Source organism: Geobacillus sp. PK12 (assembly GCF_004123125.1).
Classification (GTDB): Bacteria; Bacillota; Bacilli; order Bacillales; family Anoxybacillaceae; genus Geobacillus; species Geobacillus zalihae.
The window spans coordinates 368,383-392,127 of sequence record NZ_SDKL01000002.1; the positions used below are offsets into that span (position 1 = coordinate 368,383).

General features: G+C 54.0%; 21 protein-coding genes and 1 pseudogene. 16 read left to right on the forward strand and 6 right to left on the reverse strand.

Going from position 1 to position 23,745, the window contains the following annotated elements; translation table 11 throughout:
• Positions 1–61: 61 nt before the first annotated feature.
• The gene (locus tag ETR37_RS02340) at positions 62–646 is read right to left on the reverse strand and encodes a cell wall hydrolase (RefSeq protein WP_129446844.1); all 585 of its coding nucleotides are present in this window, start codon (positions 644–646) and stop codon (positions 62–64) included.
• Positions 647–846: 200 nt separating this feature from the next.
• Positions 847–1,041: a hypothetical protein gene (locus tag ETR37_RS02345; protein WP_011230483.1), complete on the reverse strand. Its 195-nt coding sequence runs from the start codon at positions 1,039–1,041 to the stop codon at positions 847–849.
• A 171-nt stretch (positions 1,042–1,212) separates the two neighbouring features.
• Here ETR37_RS02345 and ETR37_RS02350 point away from each other — a divergent pair, with 171 nt between their 5' ends.
• The 5 genes from ETR37_RS02350 to ETR37_RS02370 all read left to right on the forward strand — a co-directional run bounded on the left by ETR37_RS02350 (position 1,213) and on the right by ETR37_RS02370 (position 6,039).
• Positions 1,213–1,887 carry a hypothetical protein gene (locus tag ETR37_RS02350; RefSeq protein ID WP_011230484.1) on the forward strand — a complete coding sequence of 225 codons (675 nt, stop codon included), beginning with the start codon at positions 1,213–1,215 and terminating at the stop codon, positions 1,885–1,887.
• Between the two features lie 269 nt (positions 1,888–2,156).
• On the forward strand, positions 2,157–2,906 hold the full coding sequence (locus ETR37_RS02355; RefSeq protein WP_013523280.1) for an SDR family NAD(P)-dependent oxidoreductase: 750 nt from the start codon (positions 2,157–2,159) through the stop codon (positions 2,904–2,906).
• A gap of 65 nt (positions 2,907–2,971) precedes the next feature.
• The gene (locus tag ETR37_RS02360) at positions 2,972–3,217 is read left to right on the forward strand and encodes a YueH family protein (protein WP_011230486.1); all 246 of its coding nucleotides are present in this window, start codon (positions 2,972–2,974) and stop codon (positions 3,215–3,217) included.
• A gap of 56 nt (positions 3,218–3,273) precedes the next feature.
• Positions 3,274–4,566 (forward strand): ATP-binding protein, encoded by a 1,293-nt coding sequence (locus tag ETR37_RS02365; RefSeq protein ID WP_015374280.1) that lies wholly within the window; start codon positions 3,274–3,276, stop codon positions 4,564–4,566.
• Between the two features lie 303 nt (positions 4,567–4,869).
• The gene (locus ETR37_RS02370; RefSeq protein WP_174520670.1) at positions 4,870–6,039 is read left to right on the forward strand and encodes a cation:proton antiporter; all 1,170 of its coding nucleotides are present in this window, start codon (positions 4,870–4,872) and stop codon (positions 6,037–6,039) included.
• 90 nt (positions 6,040–6,129) lie between these two features.
• On the opposite strand, the gene ETR37_RS19980 is transcribed toward ETR37_RS02370, so the two are convergent.
• Positions 6,130–6,258, reverse strand: a complete 129-nt coding sequence (locus ETR37_RS19980) for a hypothetical protein (protein ID WP_015374282.1) — start codon at positions 6,256–6,258, stop codon at positions 6,130–6,132.
• A gap of 201 nt (positions 6,259–6,459) precedes the next feature.
• Here ETR37_RS19980 and glcT point away from each other — a divergent pair, with 201 nt between their 5' ends.
• The 4 genes from glcT to ptsP all read left to right on the forward strand — a co-directional run bounded on the left by glcT (position 6,460) and on the right by ptsP (position 11,682).
• A complete protein-coding gene (gene glcT / locus ETR37_RS02375) occupies positions 6,460–7,317 on the forward strand; it encodes a glucose PTS transporter transcription antiterminator GlcT (RefSeq protein ID WP_129446845.1) in 858 nt (285 codons plus the stop codon).
• A 231-nt stretch (positions 7,318–7,548) separates the two neighbouring features.
• A complete protein-coding gene (gene ptsG, locus ETR37_RS02380; protein ID WP_033005500.1) occupies positions 7,549–9,573 on the forward strand; it encodes a glucose-specific PTS transporter subunit IIBC in 2,025 nt (674 codons plus the stop codon).
• 106 nt (positions 9,574–9,679) lie between these two features.
• The gene (locus ETR37_RS02385) at positions 9,680–9,946 is read left to right on the forward strand and encodes a phosphocarrier protein HPr (protein WP_011230496.1); all 267 of its coding nucleotides are present in this window, start codon (positions 9,680–9,682) and stop codon (positions 9,944–9,946) included.
• Entirely contained in the window at positions 9,946–11,682 is a 1,737-nt protein-coding gene (ptsP, locus tag ETR37_RS02390) for a phosphoenolpyruvate--protein phosphotransferase (protein ID WP_015374285.1), read from the forward strand. Before ETR37_RS02385 ends, ptsP begins: the two co-directional genes overlap by 1 nt.
• 48 nt (positions 11,683–11,730) lie before the next feature.
• Here ptsP and yyaC read toward each other — a convergent pair whose 3' ends face one another.
• The 3 genes from yyaC to ETR37_RS02405 all read right to left on the reverse strand — a co-directional run bounded on the left by yyaC (position 11,731) and on the right by ETR37_RS02405 (position 13,317).
• Entirely contained in the window at positions 11,731–12,282 is a 552-nt protein-coding gene (gene yyaC / locus ETR37_RS02395; RefSeq protein ID WP_020754921.1) for a spore protease YyaC, read from the reverse strand.
• 80 nt (positions 12,283–12,362) lie between these two features.
• Positions 12,363–13,043, reverse strand: a complete 681-nt coding sequence (locus ETR37_RS02400) for a GNAT family N-acetyltransferase (RefSeq protein ID WP_060788050.1) — start codon at positions 13,041–13,043, stop codon at positions 12,363–12,365.
• A 73-nt stretch (positions 13,044–13,116) separates the two neighbouring features.
• The gene (locus tag ETR37_RS02405; protein ID WP_014195319.1) at positions 13,117–13,317 is read right to left on the reverse strand and encodes a YbxH family protein; all 201 of its coding nucleotides are present in this window, start codon (positions 13,315–13,317) and stop codon (positions 13,117–13,119) included.
• A gap of 145 nt (positions 13,318–13,462) precedes the next feature.
• On the opposite strand from ETR37_RS02405, the gene ETR37_RS02410 reads away from it, so the two are divergent.
• The 7 genes and pseudogenes from ETR37_RS02410 (at position 13,463) to ETR37_RS02445 (ending at position 23,729) form a co-directional block, all read left to right on the forward strand.
• A complete protein-coding gene (locus ETR37_RS02410; protein ID WP_129446846.1) occupies positions 13,463–15,439 on the forward strand; it encodes a methyl-accepting chemotaxis protein in 1,977 nt (658 codons plus the stop codon).
• 602 nt (positions 15,440–16,041) lie between these two features.
• Entirely contained in the window at positions 16,042–18,894 is a 2,853-nt protein-coding gene (locus ETR37_RS02420; RefSeq protein ID WP_129446847.1) for a 2-oxoglutarate dehydrogenase E1 component, read from the forward strand.
• A gap of 31 nt (positions 18,895–18,925) precedes the next feature.
• Positions 18,926–20,194: a 2-oxoglutarate dehydrogenase complex dihydrolipoyllysine-residue succinyltransferase gene (gene odhB / locus ETR37_RS02425; protein WP_015374316.1), complete on the forward strand. Its 1,269-nt coding sequence runs from the start codon at positions 18,926–18,928 to the stop codon at positions 20,192–20,194.
• Between the two features lie 115 nt (positions 20,195–20,309).
• Positions 20,310–20,528, forward strand: coding sequence for a hypothetical protein (locus ETR37_RS02430; RefSeq protein ID WP_060788048.1), 219 nt, complete (start codon positions 20,310–20,312; stop codon positions 20,526–20,528).
• A 101-nt stretch (positions 20,529–20,629) separates the two neighbouring features.
• Complete coding sequence (locus ETR37_RS02435; protein WP_060788047.1) at positions 20,630–21,415, forward strand: SDR family oxidoreductase; 786 nt, start codon at positions 20,630–20,632, stop codon at positions 21,413–21,415.
• Positions 21,416–21,474: 59 nt separating this feature from the next.
• A pseudogene (locus ETR37_RS02440) lies at positions 21,475–22,380 on the forward strand (NAD(P)-dependent oxidoreductase); the annotation flags it as partial.
• Positions 22,381–22,517: 137 nt separating this feature from the next.
• A complete protein-coding gene (locus tag ETR37_RS02445; protein ID WP_015374320.1) occupies positions 22,518–23,729 on the forward strand; it encodes an acyl-CoA dehydrogenase in 1,212 nt (403 codons plus the stop codon).
• Positions 23,730–23,745 lie beyond the last annotated feature (16 nt).

Consider the following 23,745-nt stretch of genomic DNA (forward strand, 5'->3'; position numbering starts at 1 on the left):
TTTCCTAAAATCTGATATTTTAAAAAAAAAACAAGGGGCGAAGCCGTCCCCTTGTTTTCGTCTACTTGGCAAACACATGGTTGACGATGACGACGGTCACTGGACGCGAGCGCAGCCATTTGCTTTTCGCCGTTTTCGGATTGTAGAAATAGAGCGAGCCGTTTCCTAAACCGCGAAAAGCAAGTGCTTCTTCAACGGCGCGGTATGATTCACGGTCGGCCGGTTCGTTGATCGATCCGTTTGCGACCGGCGTGAATGCATAATGGCCGCCAGAGCGCTCATAAATGACAGCGCGGATCGTATCCGGAAAATCCGGATGGTCGACGCGGTTGAGCACGACCGTTGCCACGGCCACTTTCCCGGCGTACGGTTCCCCTTTCGCCTCGGCATGGACGAGGCGAGCGAGCAAATCTTTCTCCGCCGCCGTGATGCCGGCATCAGGGATGACGAGTTTTTCACCAGGATATAGCCAATCGTCTTTGCGGTTTGTCTGCTGCAGTTGTTTCAGCGGCACACCGTATTGTTTCGCGATTTTCCAAAGCGTATCGCCGCGCTTGACGGTGTGGATCATCGCCGCATCGGCATGGCCGGCAAAGAAAAATATGCCGCACAACATAGCCGTCACCCATGCTTTTGCTTGTTTCATCCACATCCCTCCTTTTGTCTTGCAAACTCGCTACTAGAGTAACAAGGATCACGCGATGAGTCATTATCGAAATGATGGAAAAAACGCGCGAGGCATTGAAATGACTAGTTTCATAGAGAGGGATGGAAAATTCTCCGCGAGCAAAAACACCCGGCTTCCAGGACGGAAAGCCGGGTGTGAAGCCATGGGGACAGGAGCTTTTAGCTGCGTGGAGCATCCATATAGTGGTAAATAACGTGGCCGCCGCGCTGGGCGATGCCGCGAAATCGTTTGAAGTCGGGCTGTTTGACGAGCACGGCACGAAAAACAGGGAAGTCCTCTTTTTTCACCAACAGTTCGGAGATGATTCCGTTGCGCAATTCATCGATTTGCTTGGCCGCCAGTGCTTCATCCATCGCATGTCCCCCCAAGCGTTGATTCGGCATCGTCACCGTTATTTATCGTATCACAGACGCCTGTTGGGTTAAATACCTATATTTTGGCCGGGCAAACACCCTTTGCTTGTTCTGACATACAATATGGGTGGGTACGCGCCCCGAGAATATAAGCAAGAAAGGGAGAGAACAATGAATCATTGGGATCCGTATATGAATGGTCCGTTTTCAACCTCTTCCGGCCATGACAATGAAGCCGGGTGGATGGAGAATAACGTGCCGCCGATGGCTCCGCTATCGGCAACGACGCCAAATGAAGCGACGCCGACTCAAGTGATGCCGATGGCGTATTATCCGCCGGCAGCGCCTTATGGCTATTGGTGTCCACCGGTTGCGCCGCCAGCGCCGCTTGTCAGTCCGGTCCATCTTGACAGTCCAGACAGTCCGGACAGCTCCGATATGATGCTGCCGGCGCCGCCGCTCGGTTTAGGAGCCGGGCCGAATATGGCCCATGCTTCCGTTTGGCCGATGGGTGGGAAAGAAAACACGCCGCCGATGACGCCTGATGACGCCGCTATTCCGTATGGCATGACGGCCCCGTATGCAGAAAACGTCCCCCCGGCTGGCAGCACGGCTCCCGTGGCCGTTCCTGGCACGCTGTCTGGAATGGCTGCTGGTGCAACACCAGGTTTCGTTCCTGGCGCACATCCGTATGCGCCGCTGTACTATCCACCGATGGCGCCGCAGCCGTATGCCCCGGTGATGCCGTATGGCTATGGCTATCCCGCTGCGCCGCTGCCTCCATATTATGGCGGAGGAACCCCGTATGCACCTGGCTTTCCAATCTCGTATGGCCCCTATCGGTAAGATGCCAAAAAAGACCGCCGAATGGCGGTCTTTTTTACATCTCGGGCCGAGAAAATCCTCACTTCCATGCGTGAGCGCAAGTGGGGGATGAATCGGTATCTTTCCTCATCCACCTTTCTCTTGCATCAAGAGAACGAAAGGTATAAAATGGTCATGAATAGAACAAACGTTCCTTATCGTAGGAGGGAAGGCCATGCATAAGGCCTACCTCTTTCGGTTGGATCCCATCCGAAAGCAAACGGAGCAAAGGAAGGGAGAAGAGATTGCACATGAGCATGGAACAGAAAACAGCCATTGTCACCGGTGGAGCGAATGGGATCGGCAAGGCGATCGCTAGAGCATTCGCAAAACAGGGAGCGAACGTCGTGATCATCGACCGCGATATTCAAAACGGTGAAGCGTTCGCCGCGCAATTGCAGTCGGACGGGTTCAAGGCGATCTTTGTGGCAGCGGATGTGCGGAAGGTGGACGATATTGAACGGTTTGTACAAGAAGCTGCCGGCCGCTTCGGCCGCATTGACTATTTGATCAACAATGCTGGCGTCTCACGCTGGAAGTCGCCGTATGAGCTGACGGTTGAGGAGTGGGATGACGTGCTGTCAACGAATTTGCGCAGCGCTTTTTTTGCTTCTCGAGAAGCAGCGAAATATATGCGCCGCAATGCAAAAGGCGGAGCCATCGTCAACATTGCCTCGACAAGGGCGCTCATGTCCGAGCCGAATTCCGAGGCGTACGCTGCATCGAAAGGCGGCCTTGTCGCTTTGACCCATGCGCTGGCGGTGTCGTTTGCGGATGATCGCATTCGCGTCAATTGCATCAGCCCCGGTTGGATTGAAACGGGCGATTATGGGCAACTGCGAGACATTGACCACCGGCAGCACCCGGCCGGCCGCGTCGGCAAACCGGACGATATCGCCCGCGCTTGTCTGTATTTATGCGATGAGGAAAACGATTTTATCACCGGGGTCAATTTGGTCATCGACGGGGGAATGACAAGGAAAATGATTTATATTGAGTAGGGAGCGGGCGTTTGTTAAAATAAACAAAATGGGGACGGCTTGAAAGGAAAAGGTGGGACGGAAAAATGAAAATCCGCAAAACGCCGGTGATGGACGGACAAGCTCCGGCTAATGTCTACATTTACGAAAATCGAAAAGAAGAATATATCGTGATTGCCATTCCGGCGCTTGAGTGGTCATTTTCGTTCGCCTATGAGGAAGAGGCGGAGGCGGTGGCCGAGCGGCTTGAGGCATCGCTAAAAAAGCGGCTTGACCATGAGCGCGCCGCCCTCTTGGCCGTGCGGTTGCTCGGCTGGGCGCGGGAAATGTAGCCTAGAGGGCGACCGTGGCCGCCAGCGACTTTGCATGTTAGGGGTTCGATGACAACGTGGTCAACAAAACAAAAGTAATCGCAGTATATATCATAGGCAGCATTTTATGGATTGCCGCCACCGACACCCTGCTCAATATGCTGTCGATCAGCCGCGCTGTATATATGGCGCTTGGCGCCGCCAAAGGGGCCGTGTTTATTTTGCTCTCGGCTATTTTTTTGTACCAGCTGTTAAAAAAACGCGAGCAGCTGGAAAAGATCGAAGAAAATGAACAACAGCTGCTTACGCTCATCAATTCGATGCCCGATTTCGTTTGCTTTAAAGACAGCGAGGGTCGATGGCTGCGCGTCAACGATTTCGGACAGCGGCTTTATCATCTCGAGCGTATCGACTATGTCGGGAAAACCGATCGTGAACTTGGCGAGCTGGTGCCGTTTTTTAAGGACGCTTTCGAGCAGTGCATCGAATCGGACCGCGAAGCATGGAAAAGCGGAACGGTCACCCGCCGCGAGGAGTCGTTTGCGACGCCGGATGGGGAAGTGAAGACGTTTGACGTCATTAAAGTGCCGCTCTTTGACGAAAACGGAGCGCGCAAAGGGCTGCTGACGATCGGCCGCGACATTACCCAGCAAAAGCTTGCCGAGGAGCTGCTCTTGAAAAAAGAAAAGCTGTCCGTCCTTGGCGAGCTGGCCGCCGGCATTGCCCATGAAATCCGCAATCCGCTCACCTCCATGAAAGGATTTATTCAGATGATGCAAGAAACGCGCGAAGTGAATGATCATTATATGCGCATTATGTTAAGTGAACTCGGCCGCATCAACCAAATTGTGAGCGAGCTGCTGGTGCTCGCCAAGCCGCAAAGCCACGATTATCGGCCGTTTTTGCTAGACGAGGCCATTTCGTATGTCATCAGCTTGATTGGCCATGAGGCGACGTTGAACAACGTTTCCATTTCCGTCCATAACACCGCTCCGAAAGCTTGTGTGTACGGCGATCAAAACCAAATTGTTCAAGTGTTGTTGAACGTTATGAAAAATGCCATCGAAGCGATGCCTGATGGCGGAATTTTATACGTCCACGTTGCGGAAGCGGACGGGAAGATCTATGTCGATGTTGCCGACACCGGCGTCGGCATTTCGAAAGAGCGGCTGCAGAAAATCGGTGAACCGTTTTTCACTTTGAAAGAAAAAGGAATGGGGCTCGGGCTGACGACAAGCATGAAAATCGTTCAAGAACATAAAGGAACGATGCGGATCGAAAGCGAGGTTGGGAAGGGAACGACTGTTCATTTGACGTTTCCGTCCGGCGGCGTCAAAGCCGCAAACGGCCGGCAAAATGCGCTGTCATAACAACAGGCGTCCACGCAGAGCGAGGATGTCTGTTTTTTTTTGGGCTAACGGCTCAATCGATGGCTGATAGGCAGCCGAGTTCTATGGCAGGCAGAGGCCGATGCTTTGCGGATCATCATAGGCCCTGTCGGTGCACAGCGCGTTTTGGTTCGTAAAATTTCTCTTTCAGTTGTTTAGGGTCGAAACTGCCGATCGTGCAGGGAACGATTCCGACTTAGCTTTGCTTGAAGTGGGAGACTTCTTTCGGAAATCCGTTAAAAATGAAACCTATTGCACATGATAAACGTAGTTTGGGGAGGGATAATGGGAAAAGGATGTGATGGTGTGTTCATCGCCCAACTGGCAGTCATTTTGTTCGCCGCCAAACTTGCCGGCGATCTTGCCGTGCGCCTTGGCCAGCCCGCCGTGCTCGGCAAGCTGCTCATCGGCATTGTGCTTGGTCCGAGCGTGCTCGGTGTGATCGAGGATACCGACCTTTTGCAGGAGTTAAGCCAAATCGGCGTCATTTTGCTTATGTTTATCGCCGGCCTTGAGACGGATATGGACCAGTTTCGGCGCACTGGAAAAGCTGCTGTGGCGGTCGGAGTGCTCGGCATTCTCGTTCCGCTGCTCGCCGGGTATGCGGCTAGCGCAGCGTTCGGCATGGAAACCGGCACAGCTCTTTTCCTCGGACTTTTGCTGTCCGCAACGAGCGTCAGCATTTCCGTGCAGGCGCTCAAAGAGATGGGACAGCTGCAATCGAAGGAAGGATCCGCGATTCTCGGCGCGGCGGTCATCGACGACGTGCTGGTCGTCATTGCCTTGGCGTTTTTATTAAGCCTAACTGGCGGCGACGTCGAGCTTGGTGCGGTCGTGCTGAAAAAAGCTGTTTTTTTTGCCGTCGCCATTTTGCTCGCTTGGAAAGCCATCCCGCTCGTATTAAAGTGGTTTGCCCCGTTGCGTGTGACAGAGGCGGTCGTCTCAGCCGGGCTGGTCATCTGTTTTGCCTTTGCCTATTTTGCTGAGGCGATGGGGGTGGCGGCGATCATCGGCGCCTATATGGCCGGGCTTGGCGCGAGTTTTACGGACTATCGGGAAGAAGTATTTGAGAAAGTGGAAACGATCGCCTATTCTTTGTTTGTCCCTGTCTTTTTTACCTCCATCGGGGTTGCGGCCGACTTTTCCGGCATCGTCGAGCATTGGCCGCTGATTGTCGGTTGGAGTGCGCTCGCGATTTTGACAAAGCTTGTCGGCGCCGCGCTGGGGGCAAAATGGGCCGGATTTTCGTGGGGAAGCTCGCTGGCGGTAGGTGCTGGCATGGTGTCGCGCGGTGAGGTGGCGCTCATCATCGCCGGCATCGGCTTGGAAGCCGGCCTGCTTGATGGAGACATGTTTGCGGTCATGATCATCGTCGTATTGGTAACGACTGTTGTGACGCCGCCATTATTGAAGATGATTTTCAGCCGTCTTCATCCGGTGCGCCGGACGGCCTAGTCGCCGTCGAAGTGGGCGGCCGGGCCGATGGCCGGCGCTATAGCGGCAAAACAGCGGGGCTGTCCCCAAGAAAGGGCAGCCTCGCTGTCGCTACGAGCGGTTCTTTTTCGCTTGTTTGGCCGTATCCACGCTGTCTTTGGCCATTTCTGCCTCCGCCTTGGAGACGGTCGGGTTGGCTGTTTCTTGGCTCACCTTGTTTTGTCTCCCTTTGTTCGACATGCGATCCCCTCCTTTCGGCTCGTTTCGCTCCGCTTGCCGTATGCCCGCAAAACCTTTCCTCCCTCCCAGCCCTCTTATTAGTATGTCGAGAAGAGCATCTCCCCATCCAAAAAACGTCATTGAGAGCGATGGCCCGTCCGGTTTATAATGTAGTCTGCATAGACTAGCGGCAGACGATGGGTGCGGAAAGGAGGGAGCCTGATGGAACAGCCGTTTCGCGTCGAAAAAACGCTCAACAATAACGTGTTAATCGCTTCCCATCCGGCGTATGGCGAAGTCGTCCTGCTTGGCAAAGGAATCGGCTTCGGCAAAAAACGGGGGGACGAGATTGCGAAGAGCGCTGTGGAAAAATGTTTCGTTCTGAAAAACGAACGCGAACAAGAGCAATACAAAAAGCTGCTTCCGGAATTGAGCGAAGAATTCATCGCCCTCATGAGCGAGGTGGTTCAACATATTCAGCAACGCGTGGGCGCACCGCTCGACGAGCACATCCATGTGGCGCTGACGGACCATATCGCCTTTACATTAAAGCGGCTTGAGCAAGGATTGGACGTCAAAAACCCGTTTTTGGCTGAGACGAAAAGCTTGTATCCGTTGGAATATGAAATTGCCCATGAAGTGGCCCGCACGATTGAACAAAAGCTCGGAGTCTCCCTGCCTGAAGGGGAGACAGGCTTTATTGCTCTTCATATTCATAGCGCGATTTCGAAACAAAGCGTGTCAGAAGCGAATCGATATTCCCAGCTCATTGCTGACCTTGTCAAGATCGTCGAGCAACAGCTTGGCGTTGACATCGACCGCGAGAGCGTTCATTATTTGCGTTTCGTCCGCCATTTGCGCTATGCGATTGAGCGGATGAAAAAAGGTGAAAAAGTCGAAGAACCAAAAAATTTGTCGAAAATCTTGAAGGAAGCGTATCCATTGTGCTATAATCTAGCATGGAAGTTGGTTAAGGTCATGCAGCAAACGCTTCATCTGCCGGCGGACGATGCCGAGGCGGTCTATTTGACGTTGCATTTGCAACGGCTGGCGGAGAAAAAGAACAATACAACTGCATAGGTTGTCTCGCTTTACGTGTTACTGACTCGATCAGGCATGAGTAAAGAGGGCAAATAAGGCGGCAACAGTTGCGAATGTATGCGCGCTGTTGTAAGCGTTCTTTTTGCCTCTCTTTAGTCATGCCTTTTTTATTGCGCCGATGCCCCTCGGAAGCGTCCGCTCCATTTTCGATACATGAATCGGCTGTTTGCTGCAAAACTTAAGAAAAGGAACCTAAAGGAGGTTATGAAGATGAAGCGAGCGTTTGGCACGCTGCAAAAAGTCGGGAGAGCGCTCATGTTGCCGGTGGCGATTTTGCCGGCGGCCGGGATTTTGCTGGCGTTTGGCAATGCGTTGAAAAACCCGGCGCTCACGGATAAAATTCCCGCATTAAAAGCCGATTGGGTCGTGCTCGTCTCCAACGTGATGGAGCAAGCGGGCGGCATCGTCTTCTCCAACTTGTCGCTCTTGTTTGCGGTCGGCGTAGCGATCGGCCTTGCCGGCGGGGACGGAGTCGCAGGCTTGGCGGCGATCATCGGCTACTTGATTATGAACGTGACGATGAGCGTCATCTTAGGTGTAACGGCCGATATGGTCGGCGCTGACCCGTCGTATGCCAACATTCTCGGCATCCCGACGCTGCAAACCGGCGTCTTTGGGGGGATTATCGTCGGGATTTTGGCCGCCTACATGTACAACAAATACTTCAATATTGAACTGCCGCAATATCTCGGCTTTTTTGCCGGCAAGCGGTTCGTGCCGATCGTGACGGCGGCGTCTGCGGTCGTGCTTGGCATTATCATGACATTCATCTGGCCGCCGATTCAGCACGGGCTCAATGCGTTTTCGCACAATATGATCGATGCGAACAAACCGTTGGCCGCCTTTATTTTCGGCGTCATCGAACGGGCGTTGATTCCGTTTGGCTTGCATCATATTTTCTATGCACCGTTTTGGTTTGAATTTGGCGAATACGTCAATAAAGCCGGGCAAGTGGTCCATGGCGACCAAAAAATCTTTTTCGAGCAGCTGAAAGACGGCGTGGAACTGACGGCCGGCACGTTCATGACCGGGAAGTTTCCGTTTATGATGTTCGGCCTTCCGGCAGCGGCGCTTGCCATCTACCATGAAGCGCGGCCAGAAAACAAAAAAGTTGTGGCCGGCATTATGGGATCGGCTGCGTTGACATCGTTTTTGACTGGGATTACCGAACCGATCGAATTTTCGTTCTTGTTTGTCGCTCCGGTGCTGTTTGCCATTCACTGCGTTTTTGCCGGCTTGTCGTTTATGATCATGCACTTGTTGAACGTCAAAATCGGGATGACGTTCTCCGGCGGGGTCATTGACTTCTTGCTGTTTGGCGTTCTGCCAAACCGGACGGCATGGTGGCTCGTCATTCCGGTCGGCTTGGTGTTTGCCGTGATTTATTATTTCGGGTTCCGCTTTGCGATCCGCAAATGGGATTTGGCGACGCCGGGCCGGGAAAAAACGGTCGAGGAAGCACCGAAAGCCGAGGCGGCCGCTGCTGGCGACCTGCCGTATGAAGTGCTCGCTGCTCTTGGCGGAAAGGAAAACATCGAACATTTGGACGCCTGCATTACACGTTTGCGCGTGTCGGTCCATGACATTGGCCAAGTCGATAAAGACCGCCTGAAGGCGCTTGGCGCTGCCGGGGTGCTGGAAGTCGGCAACAACGTGCAAGCGATTTTCGGTCCGAAATCGGATATGTTAAAAGGGCAAATTCAAGACATCATGCAAGGAAAAGCGCCGGCCCGTGCGGCGGAAGAAGAAAAGCCGAAAACAGCGGCTTCGGAAGCCGCGGAGTCCGAAACGATCGCTTCGCCGATGTCCGGAGAAATCGTTCCGCTCGCTGAAGTGCCGGACCAAGTGTTTTCGCAAAAAATGATGGGCGATGGGTTCGCAGTCATGCCGACGGACGGCACGGTCGTCTCTCCGGTTGATGGGAAGATCATCAACGTCTTTCCGACGAAGCACGCCATTGGCATTCAGTCGGCCGGCGGGCATGAAATTTTGATCCACGTCGGCATCGATACGGTGAAGCTGAACGGCCAAGGGTTTGAAGCGCTTGTGAAGGAAGGCGACGAAGTGAAAAAAGGACAGCCGATTTTGCGCGTCGACCTTGATTATGTCAAACAGAACGCCCCATCGATCGTCACACCGGTGATTTTCACGAATCTCCAAGCCGGCGAAACGGTTCACGTCAACAAGCAAGGCTCAGTTGCTCGAGGAGAAGACGCTGTTGTGACGATCCGCTAAGCTGCTTATTCGCCGCGGGGCGGGGACAAGCATTTTCCGTTGCCTTCCCGCCCCTGCATTTGATATGATGGCAAAGAAAAAATTGAAGAAAAGGGGAATGATGAACATGGCAGAAAAAACGTTTAAAGTCGTTTCTGATTCCGGCATCCACGCTCGTCCGGCGACGATTTTGGTGCAAACGGCGAGCAAATTCAACAGCGAAATCCAGCTTGAGTACAACGGCAAAACGGTGAACTTGAAATCGATCATGGGCGTCATGTCGTTAGGCATTCCGAAAGGGGCAACGATCAAAATCACGGCAGAAGGGGCCGATGCGGCGGAAGCAATGGCGGCGTTAACGGATACGTTGGCGAAAGAAGGTCTTGCAGAATAATGGGAAACGCAATCCGTGAAAAAACGATCCATGGGATTGCTGCATCGAGCGGTATTGCCATCGCGAAGGCATACCGCTTAGAAACCCCTGATTTGGCAGCCGAAAAACGGGCTGTTGCCGATGTTGAAGCGGAAGTAGCGCGGCTTGAGGCGGCGGTGGCGAAAGCGAAAGAAGAGCTGGAAGCCATCAAGCAGCATGCCTTGGAAAAGCTTGGCGAAGATAAAGCGGCCATTTTTGCCGCCCACTTGCTTGTGCTTGACGACCCAGAATTGTTGAACCCGATTAAAGAAAAAATCCAAACGGAGCGCGTCAATGCCGAGTACGCTCTCGATGAAACCGCCTCGTTTTTCATCTCGATGTTCGAGGCGATGGACAATGAATATATGAAAGAACGGGCCGCTGACATCCGCGATGTGACAAAGCGCGTCCTCGCCCATCTGCTTGGCGTCACAATCTCGAACCCGAGCCTCATTTCTGAGGAAGTCGTGATCATCGCGGAAGACTTGACGCCATCCGATACGGCGCAGCTGAACCGCCAATATGTGAAAGGATTTGCCACCGACATCGGCGGGCGGACGTCGCATTCAGCAATTATGGCCCGTTCGCTCGAAATCCCTGCCGTCGTCGGCACGAAGACGGTGACGGCGGAAGTAAAAAACGGCGACATCGTCATTGTCGATGGGCTCGACGGCCAAGTAATCATCAATCCATCGCCGGAGTTGCTCGCCCAATATGAACAAAAACGGGCCCGCTATGAGGCGCAAAAGGCAGAATGGGCGAAACTCGTTCACGAGGCGACCGTGACGGCTGACGGCATTCATGTCGAGCTGGCTGCCAACATCGGCACGCCAGACGATGTGAAAGGAGCGTTGGCGAACGGAGCGGAAGGAATCGGATTGTATCGCACAGAATTTCTATACATGGGACGCTCGGAACTGCCGACGGAAGACGAACAGTTTGTGGCTTACAAAACGGTGCTGGAACAAATGAATGGCAAGCCGGTCGTTGTGCGGACGCTTGACATTGGCGGCGACAAAGAGCTGCCGTATTTGCAGCTGCCGAAAGAAATGAATCCGTTCTTAGGGTTCCGGGCGATCCGCCTTTGCCTTGAGATGCAAGACATGTTTCGGACGCAGCTGCGCGCCTTGTTGCGGGCGAGTGTGTACGGCAATTTGAAAATCATGTTCCCGATGATTGCGACGCTCGATGAATTCCGCCAAGCGAAAGCCATTTTGCTTGAAGAAAAAGAGGCGCTCCTCCGCCAAGGGGTTGCCGTTGCGGATGGAATTGAAGTCGGCATGATGGTGGAAATCCCGGCAGCTGCCGTCATGGCGGACCAGTTTGCGAAAGAAGTCGATTTCTTCAGCATTGGAACGAACGACCTGATCCAATATACGATGGCGGCCGATCGGATGAATGAGCGGGTTGCGTATTTGTACCAGCCGTACAACCCGGCGATTTTGCGGCTCATCAGCCACGTGATCGATGCCGCCCATCGCGAAGGAAAATGGGTCGGGATGTGCGGAGAAATGGCCGGCGACCCGATCGCGATTCCGATTTTGCTTGCCCTTGGCCTTGATGAGTTCAGCATGAGCGCCACCTCGATTTTGCCGGCGCGCGCTCAGTTGAAACAATTGTCGAAAGAAGAGGCGGCTCGCATCAAAGAAACGGTGTTGTCGCTCGGCACGGCTGAGGAAGTCGTGTCGTTTGTCAAACGAACATTTTCACTTGCCTGAATGAAAGCGCGGCGACGTTTACGTTCGCCGCGCTTTTTTCGTTTTGCGTTATGCCAACAGCGGCGTCGACGATTCATAGCCATACCGCTGCCGGACCGTAAGCGAAAGGCCGATAGCGATAACTTTCGCCATTTGGTAAACTATGTGCAAATTCGTATACGGAAGCGCGCTTACATCGGCCGTGTCCTCCATCATGACTCCCATGACGCTGATGTCTCCGACCGGTGGCAGCGATTTGCCGAGCGCCGTGCCAGGGGAAAGGGCGCCAGGGCGGATGGCGATCGTATGGACAAACGGCTGCGGCCCGACAATGCTGTCGATTGCCACCACATACGCTCCGCGCTCGTGTTGCAGCCGCTCGGAAACACGATGGATGTTCGTTGCATCGACAGGCTTCCTAAGTGTACCGATGACGGTCAAATGATCCGGATAAGCGTTTTCCAGCAGCGTGCCGACGAACGGCCCTAAGCTGTCGCCGTTGATGCGGTTGCTGCCGATGCAAACGACGGTCAAACGGGAAATGTGCGCTGGCAGCAGGGAAAACAATTCATTGCGAATAAGCAAAGGAGCAAGCGGATCACTATACAAAATCGATTTCATCGGCCGCGATTCCTTTCCGTCGGTCGTTCTCCTTTTCTTAGTTCGCGGCCGATGCGGGTGATTCCTTTTTTTCGTTTCTGTCAATTGTGTCCTTGTTTTTGCTTGAACGGATTGCGCCATTCCATTAACACGGCATGGTTGAGCGATTCTTCGTCTTCTAAATAATTACGGACAATCGCAAGCGGCGTTCGCCCGCAACGGAGCAAAAATGTAATGACCGGATCGTTCAGCTCGCCAGCAACGACTTTGTCGATGTAGGCTTCCGGCGATAGTTCAGCCGCATGTCGATGGTAGCCAGGCATCCGCCCGCCGCCGAGCAGCCGGTCAAGGCCGAGATGGACGACGACTTCATACATCGACTGCATGAGCCACTTGCCGAGGCCGAGCTTCCGGTATGGCGGCGAGACGCAAATGTCGACGACATACAGCGTGTTGCCATCCGGGCGGTGGTTGCGGATGTAGCCGCCGTCGGTGATCTCTTCCCATGTATGATCGGCATGGGCTGGATCAAAATCAACGATCAAGCCGGTCATCGATCCGACGATGCGCCCTTCGACTTCGACGCAAAGCGCTCCTTCGGGAAACAAGGTGACATGGTTGGTTAATTGTTCCTCGTTCCACCACAACTCCGATGGAAACGGGGGCGGAAAACTTTCTTGCTGCACGCGGATGAGATCAGCAAAGTCGTCTGTCGTATAGTTGCGGATGACCGCTTCGCGCGGGGTGTTGCCGTCAAAGACGTATAAACGTTTATCGTACATGCCGATCCCCCTTGCTTTTTTACCTTCATCATAACAGAAAACGCGAAAAAATGGCAAGAAAAGCCTCCGACAACTAACAGCGGCCGGAGGTTTTTTGCTCGACATACTCGCTCACAAGCGCTTCGATTTGCTGTTCATCGGGCTTTTCGCCGCAAAATGCAAACTCAATTTCCTCAATCAATTCACCGTCGCGATAAACGTGCAGCGCCCCTTTTTGCAGCAAGACGCTGTATTCGATCTCAAATATATAGCCCTCATGTTCAATCGCGCCCATTGTGGTTCACCTGCCTACGTTTAATGTCCCACAGGCGCGGCTCTCTATGTATGAATAAGAAGCTCATCCTATAGACGCAGGACGATTGTCCTTTTATAATGGACGTGGTTCGACAAAAAGAGGAAACAGAGGGGAGAAATAGAGAGTGTTCCGGACATTGCGCAGCAAATTGATCGTCTTGATGGCTTTATTGTTAGTGATTTCATTGGCAGCAACACAACTCGTTGGGGTTGTGCAAATGCGGAAGATGGTGGATGCTGACGTGAAACAGCGGGCGCAGACGGCGCTTGACGGACTGCTCGGCGATATTCGCGACAGTTTTCAAAGTGAGGAGAATAGCTTAGTGCAATTCAGTGAATCGCCGTTGGCTTTGCAAATGGTTCAAGATGAAAAAATGTGGCTGCAGCTTGAGAAACAGTTCCGCACGTTTTTGCGCCTGCATGAGAATGTGCAATTCATCTATATTGGCACGGAGCAGAAGAAAATGTATATATCGCCGATGACAGAGCTCCCGGACGGATATGATCCGACGAGCCGCCCGTGGTATAAAGCGGCGATGAAGCGGCCGGATGAAGTGGTGTGGACCGAACCGTACGTCGATGCGATTACCGGCAAGCACGTTGTGACGTTGGCCAAAGCGGTGAGCGAAAACGGCCGCATTGCTGCGGTCATCGGCATCGATATGACGCTCGATGCGGTGACAAGAATCGTCAATGCGAGCGACGTCGGCTATCACGGCTATCCGGTGCTGTTTGACGCGAAAGGGACGGCGGTCGTCCACCCTCAATATAAGGGGAAAAACATGGCGAAAAACGCGACGGTCCGCTATATGCTCGAGCATGAAAAAGGAATGCACGAATACGAGCAAGACGGCGAACGGCAGGTGATTTACTTCACTACGATTCCAGAGCTCGGCTGGAAAGTCGGCGCTGTCTATAGAGAAAGCGATTTATCCGCGATGAGCCGCTCACTTGGGATGACGATGCTTGTCATTACGGTGATTGCGTTCATCATCGCTTTGGTCGTCGTTTATTTCTTGGCGCGCTCGATCACAAGGCCGATTGTGGCGCTGCAAGAGCAAGTCGAAAAGGCGGCGGGCGGCGACTTGACGGTGCACGCGCGCATCACTGCCAAAGATGAGATTGGCCGCCTCGCCCGCCACTTCAATGACATGATCGACCATATGCGGATGCTGATTAGCGAGGTGAACCGCTCGGTCAATGAATTGGCCGTTTCGGCCGACCATTTGAGCGCTGTCTCCGAAGAAACGATGGCCACAAGCGAACAAGTGGCGAAAGCGATCGGCGAAATCGCCAAAGGAACGACCGATCAAGCAGGAAGCCTTGATACGATCAATGAGCGGACGACGGCGCTGTCGCAGCAAATCGAAGCGGTCACGAATGCGACGGCTGGCATGGAGTCGCTGTCCGATGAAACGAAAACCGCGAGCTACGACGGCTTGGAGCATTTAAACATTTTGCAGAAAAAATCGGAGGAAGCGAAACATGAGCTGGAGTCAGTAGAAAACGTCATTAACGACCTTGTGAAAAAAATGAAAGAAATTGACGATGTCATTCAAACGATTACCGCCATTTCCGGGCAGACGAACTTGCTCGCGTTAAACGCCAGCATTGAGGCGGCGCGCGCCGGCGAGCACGGCAAAGGGTTCGCCGTTGTCGCGGACGAAGTGCGGAAGCTGGCGGAACAATCGGCGAAAGCGACGGAGATGATCCGCGCGACGATCGCCGCCATCCAGCAGCAAGCCGGGCTGGTGATGGAGGCGGTCCGCCGCTCCAAGCAGGCGTACGACGAACAGCGGGAAGCGGTGCACACGACCGGCGATTCATTTGTCAAAATCACTGGCATGATGGAGCAAGTGGCAACAGCGCTCGCTGGGATTATGGAGGAAGCAAAGCGGATGAACGCGAGCAAAGACGATGTCGTCGGGGCGATGCAAAACATCGCCGCCATCGCCCAACAAGCAGCGGCAGCGGCGGAAGAAGTGGCTGCTTCGGCTGATGATCAGTTGCAGGCGCTTTCGACGGTGACCGAATCGGCGGAGGCGTTAAGCGAAATGAGCCGGCAGTTGAAACAACTGGTTGAGAAGTTTAAGATTTCATAAAAAATGGAAGGCGTCCTAGCGGCAACGGGGCGCCTTTTTTATCATCTCCAGCCGAGAAGGCTCCCATTTCCGCGTGCGTAAGTGGGGGATGAAGCATCAAGGATGTTCCCTAACGCCGCCCAAAATAAAGAAGGATTTCGCTTGCTGTCTTCGTAAGACAACGGAACCGTGGGACACACGAGGATGGCTTGGCTGGCAAGCCTGTCGTGGAGCGGTTGTTCCAAAGAATCTCCCACCGCTAAACGTTTGCGCAGGCAAGAGAGCGTTCAATCATTTTCGAATAGGAGACTTTCACTTTCGCTTTGTACAGGGTGCAGTCCAAAAATAAGCGGGAGATGAATGTCGGTCGGCGTTTGCTTAAAATCATGAATGTCCCGCCGCCGTGCAGTCACGATCTTTTTTCTATTCATACAATGATAATAAGTGAAATTTTTTCAGCTTCTTCGTCGATTTTAGTGAGCGATAGTGCTAAAATAAATAGTGAAAACGTTTATACCGTTATTTTGCTGTACGTTTGGGGATGCTGGCAGCGCAATGAGGACTTTTATGCATAGCTGTTGCCAGCCCAAACGATGCGAAAACAAGGTGGAGGTTTTTTCACGATGGCAAAACAGACGAACTACGCTCAACCGTGGAGCCAGTTTTACGGGCCGAACCTCGGCTATGTCATCGACATGTATGAACAGTATCTCGATGACCCGGACAGTGTCGACCCGGAACTGAAACGATTATTCGAACAGTGGGGGGCGCCGGTCTTGGAAGAACCGGTTTCTCCTGCGGATGACGAAACAGCCAAAACGCATCAAACGTTCCGGCTGCCGGAAACGCCGAACGCCTTCAGCAAGCTTGTCGCCGCTGTCAAGCTGGCGGACAGCATTCGCCATTATGGCCATCTGGCTGCCGACACGAATCCGCTCGTCAAAGAAGAGAAAAAGCTGCGCCGTCTCGAGCTTGACGAGTACGATTTGACGGAAGAGGACTTAAAGCGCATTCCAGTTGCGTTCCTTTGCCCGCATGCTCCGGCCCATGTTCAAAACGGCTGGGATGCCATCTTGCACTTGCGCAAAGTTTATACCGATAAAATCGCGTTTGAATTCTCGCAAGTACATAATCTAGAAGAAAGGAACTGGCTCATCCAGCAAATTGAGTCCGGAGCGTACTATCCGAGCCTGGCGAACAAAGAGCGGGTCGCCTTGTTGCGCCGCTTGACGGAAGTCGAAGGGTTTGAAAAATTCATCCATCGGACGTACGTCGGGCAAAAGCGGTTTTCGATTGAGGGGCTTGACGCCATGGTGCCGCTTTTGGATGAGCTTGTCAGGCAGGCGATCGAACATGAAATCGACGCCGTCAACATCGGCATGGCGCACCGCGGCCGGTTGAACGTGCTGGCTCACGTGCTCGGCAAGCCGTACGAAATGATTTTCGCCGAGTTTCAGCATGCGGAAAGCAAAAATTTCATTCCGTCTGAAGGGTCAGTGGCGATCACGTACGGGTGGACGGGCGATGTCAAATACCACTTAGGAGCGGCGCGCCGCCTTCGCAATAAAAGCGCGCATACGATGCGGATTACGCTCGCTAACAACCCAAGCCATCTCGAAGTGGTCAATCCGGTTGTGCTTGGCTACACGCGCGCCGCGCAAGAAGATCGGACAAAACCAGGAGTGCCGGTGCAAAATATGGATGCGTCGTTTGCCATCTTGATTCACGGCGATGCCGCGTTCCCGGGACAAGGGATCGTCGCGGAAACGCTCAACTTAAGCCAGCTGCGCGGCTATACGACCGGCGGGACGATCCATATCATCGCCAATAACATGATCGGCTTTACGACGGAGAGTTACGATTCACGCTCGACGACGTATGCTTCCGATATGGCGAAAGGGTTTGAGGTGCCGATTGTGCACGTCAATGCCGACGACCCGGAGGCTTGTTTGGCGGCCGCATGCTTGGCGTTTGCCTACCGCCAGCGGTTTAAAAAAGACTTTGTCATTGACCTAATCGGTTACCGCCGCTTCGGTCATAATGAAATGGATGAGCCGATGGCGACGAACCCGACGATGTACGCGATCATCAACCAACATCCGACTGTGCGCAAGCTGTATGCGCAAAAATTGATGGAAAAAGGGATCATCACCGAGCGGGAAGTCGACGAAATGGAGCAAGAGGTGGCGGAACGGCTGAAAATCGCCTACGAGCGGGTGCCGAAAAACGAAGACGAGCTTGATTTCATCATGGATCCGCCCAAACCGGTCGTCGATCGGCTACCGGAAGTGAAAACAAGCGTGGCGAAAGACGTGCTCCATCGTGTGAACGAAGAATTGTTGCAGTTTCCGGACGGATTCAACGTCTTTAACAAGCTTGAGCGCATTTTAAAACGGCGAAGCGGCGTGTTTGCGCAAAACGGCAAAGTCGATTGGGCGCACGCGGAAATTTTGGCGTTCGCCACGATTTTGCAAGACGGGGTGCCGATCCGTCTGACTGGTCAAGATTCGCAGCGCGGCACGTTCGCACAGCGCCATTTAGTGCTGCATGACGTGAAAACCGGCAAAGAGTATGTGCCGCTTCACCATATCAGCGGCGCCAAAGCGTCATTTGTCGTGTACAACAGCCCGCTGACGGAAGCAGCCGTGCTCGGCTATGAATACGGCTACAACGTGTACGCGCCGGAGACGCTCGTGCTGTGGGAAGCGCAATTTGGCGACTTCGCCAACATGGCGCAAGTGATGTTTGATCAATTCATTTCATCCGGCCGGGCGAAATGGGGGCAAAAATCTGGGCTTGTCATGCTCTTGCCGCACGGCTACGAAGGGCAGGGCCCGGAACATTCAAGCGGCCGCGTCGAGCGCTTTTTGCAGCTGGCGGCGGAAAACAACTGGACGGTCGCCAACTTATCGACGGCCGCGCAATATTTCCATATTTTGCGGCGGCAGGCGGCGCTGTTGACAAGGGAAGAAGTTCGCCCGCTCATCATTATGACGCCGAAAAGTTTGCTCCGCCATCCGCTGGCGGAATCGGATGCGGAAGCGTTCGTTGACGGTGCGTTCTCGCCGGTGCTGGAACAGCCGGGATTGGGCGCTGACGCTGGCAAAGTGGAACGCATCGTGTTTGGCACCGGCAAATTGATGATCGATTTAGCCGAACAGATCGGCAAAACCGAAGGGCTCGATTGGCTACACGTCGTGCGCATTGAAGAGCTGTACCCATTCCCGGAAGAAGCAGTGAGAGACATCATCGCCCGCTATCCGAACGTCAAAGAGCTCGTCTGGGTGCAAGAAGAACCGAAAAACATGGGGGCATGGCTGTATATGGAACCGCGCCTGCGGGCGTTGGCTCCAGAGGGTGTCGATGTCAGTTACATTGGGCGGCGCCGGCGGGCCAGCCCGGCGGAAGGCGATCCGGTCGTCCACCGAAAAGAGCAGGAGCGCATCATCCGCTGTGCATTGACGAAGCATGAATGATGACTACGGAACATTTGAGGAGGGCATCAACGTGGCTGAGATCAAAGTCCCAGAGTTAGCAGAATCCATCACGGAGGGAACGATCGCCCAATGGCTGAAAAAACCGGGCGACTACGTGGAAAAAGGAGAATCGATTTGCGAGCTGGAAACGGATAAAGTGAACGTGGAAATTATGGCGGAAGAGTCGGGCGTTTTGCAACAGCTGCTTGCCAATGAAGGCGATACGGTTGCGGTCGGTCAAGCGATCGCCATTATCGGAGAAGGAGCGGCGTCGGCACCGCCTGCACCAGAGAAGGCGCCGCAGCTGGCCGAGGAACCAAAACCGGCTGTGCCGGTCGACCGTGCTGAGCAGCCAGCGCCGCAGCCGGTTGCGGTTGCCCAAGCGCCAGGCCAACGACCGATTGCTTCGCCGGCTGCTCGGAAAATGGCGCGTGAAAAAGGGATCGACTTGACGCAAGTGCCGACCGTTGATCCGCTTGGACGCGTGCGCAAACAAGACGTCGCCTCGTTTGCCGCCCAGCCGGCCGCCGCTCCGCAGCCGGCGCCGCAAGCCGCGCCGACGTCGACGCCGGCCGCCGTTCCAACCGCTGAGGCCGGCAAGCCGGTCATCCGCGAAAAAATGTCGCGCCGTCGGCAAACGATCGCCAAACGGCTGTTGGAAGTGACGCAAACGACCGCGATGTTGACGACATTTAACGAAATTGACATGTCGGCGGTCATCGATTTGCGCAAGCGGAAAAAAGATAAATTTTTCGAAGAGCATGACGTCCGCCTTGGCTTTATGTCGTTTTTCGTCAAAGCGGCTGTCGCGGCGCTGAAAAAATATCCGTACGTCAACGCGGAGATCCAAGGCGATGAGATTTTGCTGAAAAAATATTACGATATCGGCGTTGCCGTATCGACGGATGAAGGGCTTGTCGTTCCGGTTGTGCGCGACTGCGACCGGAAAAACTTCGCCGAAATTGAGCGCGACATTGCCGAATTGGCGGCGAAAGCACGCAGCAATAAGTTGTCGCTTGCCGATTTGCAAGGCGGCACGTTTACGATCACAAACGGCGGCGTCTTCGGCTCGCTTCTGTCGACTCCGCTTCTCAACGGCCCGCAAGTCGGCATTTTAGGGATGCATTCGATCAAACTGCGCCCGGTCGCCATCGACGAAGAGCGGATCGAAAACCGGCCGATGATGTACGTTGCTTTGTCGTACGACCATCGCATTATCGATGGCAAAGAGGCCGTCGGGTTCTTGAAAACGGTGAAAGACTTGATCGAAAATCCGGAAGATTTGCTGCTTGAAAGCTGAAAAGGAAAAGGGGAGCCTGCGATGCGCGGGCTCTTTCTTTTTCCCCGCCTTTCCTTGATCGGTGAATGATTTTCCATGTCTTACGGAACACTACCGGAAAAAAGGGGGGAATTTGATGCCAGAGCGTGGACGAAACGATCACCCGCACATGTTTTACCGCGACGGCGCCCGCGAAAGCGTCATTAACGATCCGACCGCCGACGGCGCCGAGGCGATTGGGGTGCGGACTGATGCTGATCCGATGAAGGCTGCCAATCCGAATTCGTTTCACGTTGATCGCCTTGACGTCGAGGAAGGGATGAAACGGTTTCAGTCGCTTTTCGAAGAGAGGTGATCCGCCCAGCGGATCACTTTTTTCGCTGATCGAAAGAAGGAAAATGACGAATGAGCGCGAATATGGTTACGTAACACCATTCTTTTGTTGGAGGGATGACGATGGAACTTGGATTGGCGGGAAAAACGGCGCTTGTCGCTGCCTCGAGCCAAGGGCTTGGCAAGGCGATCGCCCGGGCGCTTGTGCTTGAAGGAGCAAACGTGATGATCACGAGCCGAAACGAAGAAAAGTTGCACGAAGTGGCGGAAGAATTGAACAGTTTACATAAGGGACGCGTCGCTTATACGCGCACAGATGTCACCAACGCCGACGACATTCGCCAGCTTGTCGCCAAAACGGTCGAGACGTTTGGGACGATCGATTTGCTCGTCAACAACGCCGGCGGCCCTCCGGCGGGAACGTTTGAAACGGTGAGCGACGAAGACTGGCAATATGCGTTTGAGCTCAATTTATTGAGCTACATTCGGCTGATTCGTGAAGCGCTGCCATATTTAAAGAAAAACGGCGGCAAAATTGTCAACATCGCTTCGTCATCGATCAAAGAACCGATTCCGGGCTTGATTTTGTCGAACACGTTTCGCACCGGGATTGTCGGGCTGACGAAAACGTTGGCGACGGAATTCGCGCGGGACAACATTTTGATCAACACCGTCGCTCCCGGGCGGATTGCGACAGAACGCGTCGCCTTTTTAGATAAGGTGAACGCCGAAAAGCTTGGCATTACAAAAGAGGAAATGGAAGCGCGCATGAAAAGCGCCATTCCGCTCGGCCGCTACGGGACGCCGGAAGAATTTGCGAACGTCGTCGTCTTTCTATTGTCCGAAGCGAACTCGTACGTCACCGGACAAGCGTTGATCGTCGACGGCGGCATGGTCAAAGCGATTTAACGATTTTCGAAAGAAGCCTCCGCTGCTAAGCGAAGCGCAGGTGGTGGGCAGATCGCTGGGCGCTTGCGGCCAAACGGACAAGAAGGGAGAGGACAGCGTTGAAAACGATCGGGTTTATCGGCCTTGGCGTCATGGGAAAAAGCATGGCGCGCCATTTGCTGAAGGCGGGCTATCCGCTTCTCGTCTATACACGCACAAAAGAAAAGGCGGAAGACTTGCTTCAGGAAGGGGCGGTTTGGAAGGAAACGGTCGCTGATTTGGCGCGGGAGGCGGATGTCGTCATCACGATGGTCGGCTATCCTCACGATGTCGAGCAAGTGTATTTCGGCGAAGGCGGCATTTTGGAGAATGCGCGGCCGGGAACGTATGTCATCGATATGACGACGTCAACGCCGACGCTTGCAAAGTCCATTTATGAAGCAGCCAAGCAAAAAGGGATTCACGCGTTGGACGCCCCGGTGTCCGGCGGTGACATCGGTGCGCGCGAAGGAACGTTGACGATTATGGTCGGCGGTGATGAAGACGTCTTTTTGGCGTGCAAGCCGATTCTCGAGCGGCTTGGCACGAACATCGTGCGGCAAGGAGGAGCTGGAGCCGGCCAGCATACGAAAATGTGCAACCAAATTGCCATCGCCACCAATATGATCGGCGTTTGCGAGGCCATGGCGTATGCGAAGCGGGCTGGTCTTGATCCATTCAAAGTGTTGGAAAGCATCGCCAAAGGGGCGGCGGGCAGCTGGTCGCTGAGCAACTTGGCGCCGCGCATGTTGTCAGGCGATTTTGCTCCGGGGTTTTACATCAAGCATTTCATTAAAGATATGAAAATTGCGCTTGAGGAAGCCGAGCGGATGAACTTGCCGCTGCCAGGGCTGGCGCTCGCCAAACAAATGTATGAGGAGCTGGCGCAAGCCGGTGAGGAAAACAGCGGCACGCAAGCATTGTACAAACGCTATATCAGACAGTGACATGGGGGGCGGATTCGTCCTCTCTTTTTTTGAATGTGAGATATATTTATCAAAAAATATTGAATATTTCTTTTGGTCGAGGTATAGTAGAAATAAAGGGCACATACTAACCGGTTAGTATACAGGGAGGGGATGACATGGACTTTTCCTATTCGCCGAAAGTCCAAGAGTTGATCAAAAAATTAAGCGCTTTCATGGAAGAGTACATTTATCCGAACGAAAGGGTGTATGAGGAGCAGCTGAACGCCCAAGAGTCAAGATGGTCAGGGGTGCCGCCCATCATCGAAGAGCTGAAGGAAAAAGCGAAAAAAGAAGGGCTCTGGAACTTGTTTTTGCCGGACAGCGAATACGGAGCCGGCTTAACGAACGTCGAATACGCGCCGCTTTGCGAAATTATGGGCCGTTCGCTCATCGCTCCGGAAGTGTTCAACTGCAATGCGCCGGATACCGGCAATATGGAAGTGCTCGTCCGCTATGGAACAGAAGAACAAAAGCGGAAATGGCTCATCCCGCTCTTGAACGGAGAAATCCGCTCCTGCTTTTCGATGACCGAACCGGACGTCGCGTCAAGCGATGCGACGAACATTCGCGCTTCCATCGTCCGCGACGGGGACGAATACGTCATCAACGGGCGGAAATGGTGGTCGTCCGGCGCCGGCGACCCGCGCTGCAAAGTCGCCATTGTGATGGGGAAAACGAATCCGGATGCCCCGAAGCATGAGCAGCAGTCGATGATCATCGTTCCGCTTGATACGCCGGGGGTGAAAATCGAACGGATGCTGCCGGTGTTCGGTTTTGACCATGCGCCGCACGGGCATGCGGAGATTACGTATGACAACGTGCGAGTGCCGAAAGAGAACATCATTTGGGGAGAAGGGAAAGGATTTGCCATCGCCCAAGGGCGGCTTGGACCGGGGCGAATCCATCATTGCATGCGCTTGATTGGAGCGGCGGAGCGGGCGCTTGAGCTTATGTGCCGGCGCGTGCAGTCGCGGGTCGCGTTCGGCAAGCGGCTTGCGGACCATGGCGTCATTCGCGATTGGATCGCTCAGTCGCGCATTGAGATCGAGCAGGCGCGCCTGTTGACAATGAAGGCAGCGTACATGATGGATACGGTCGGCAACAAAGCGGCGCGCAAAGAAATTGCCATGATTAAAGTTGTCGCTCCGAATGTCGCCTTAAAAGTGATCGACCGCGCCATTCAGGCGTTCGGCGCCGCCGGGGTGAGCAACGATTTTCCGCTTGCTGCCATGTGGGCGAACTCGCGCACGCTTCGGTTGGCCGACGGGCCGGATGAGGTGCATAAAGAGCAAGTAGCCAAGCTTGAGTTGCGTCCATATGAACAATAAAGGGAGAGGAAGTGGC